Raw genomic sequence first — 1,501 nt, forward strand, 5'->3', positions numbered from 1 at the left:
CAACGCCGTTCAGTTAGGCGTGAAGGTCGTACGTCAAGGCTGGTGAACGAGGCAGCGGAGCTGCTGTAGAAGAGGTCTGTCACTCCAAGACATCCTCACCACAGGAGCTCCGCTGTTGGAACAGGCTGCCATAACAAGGACGGTCGGGGTAGCGGCCGGGGTGTTCGCGCCCGGGCATATCGGTGAGCTGACCCGGATCGTTCCGTTCGAGATGGTCGACGAGGTACTGGCGGAGACCGGGGCGGTGCAGCGCAGGATCCGGTTGGTGCCGGCCCGGGTCACGGTCTACCTGCTGCTGGCCGCGGCACTCTTCAACGGGCTGGGCTACCAGCAGGTTTTCGACCGGTTGTGCGCCGGACTGGCGGGCCTGGCAACGGTAAGGCCCAGCGGCAGCGCTCTGCGCCAGGCCCGCCGACGGCTGGGGCCGGCACCGATGAAAGCGCTGTTCGACCTGGTGCGCGGTCCGGCGGCCACGACCGCTGCCGCCGGACGGTGGCGGGGCCTGAGGGTCGTCGCGGTCGACGGCACCCTGCTTCCGGTCCCGGACAGCCCGGCCAACCTCGCGGTATTCACCCGCCAACGCCTGGGCAACGGGATCTCGGGCTACCCGCAACTGCGCCTGGCCGCGCTGGTGGCCTGCGGGACCCGGTCGGTGATCGGGGCCGTGTTCGGTCCAGCAGCGACCGGCGAACTGGAATACGCCCGCCGTCTGGCCGCGGACCTGCGGGCCGGGATGCTGCTGTTGGGCGACCGGAACTTCGCCGCCGCCGCACTGCTGAACCAGCTGGCCGCCACCGGAGCCGATCTGCTGGTGCGCTGCAAGACCAACCGGAACCTGCCCGCGGTGGCCCGCTGCCGCGACGGCTCGACACTGACCCGGATCGGTCCGCTGACCGTTCGCGTCATCGACGCCGAGATCACCATCCGCACCGCCCAGGGCACCCGCACCAGCCACTACCGGCTGCTGACCACCCTCATCGACCCCTCCACCTACCCGGCCGGTGAACTCGTCCGGCTCTACCACGAACGCTGGGAGATCGAGACCGCCTACGCGGAGCTGAAGTCCACGATCCTGAGCGGACACGTCCTGCGGGCCCGCACCCCCGACGGCATCGAGCAGGAGGTCTGGGCCCTGCTGACCACCTACCAGGCACTACGCACCGCGATGACCGACGCCACCAACAGCATCCCGGGCACCGACCCCGACAGGGGCGGCTTCACCACCGCCCTCGCCGCCGCCCGAGACCAGCTCGTCCTGGCCGCCGGCATCATCACCGGCACCGACATCGATCTCGTCGGCACCATCGGCCGTCACGTCCTGGCCCACCTCCTGCCGGCCCGGCGGGTCCGCACCAAAGACCGCATCGTCAAACGCGCGATCTCCAAATACAACGCACGCGGACCCGCCATCGACCGCACCACCTACAAAGCCACCATCAGCATCAACATGCTCACGAGCAGCCCTTGACACCCCAGACCCCGCCCTAACTGAACGGCGTTG

Annotated in this window: 1 protein-coding gene; it reads left to right on the forward strand. The window is 69.2% G+C overall.

From position 1 onward, the window contains the following. Positions 1-115 precede the first annotated feature (115 nt). Positions 116-1,468: an IS4 family transposase gene (locus tag ACZ68L_RS46880; RefSeq protein WP_469591041.1), complete on the forward strand. Its 1,353-nt coding sequence runs from the start codon at positions 116-118 to the stop codon at positions 1,466-1,468. Positions 1,469-1,501: the final 33 nt, after the last annotated feature.

This window comes from Streptomyces sp. NPDC104309, from assembly GCF_055584025.1.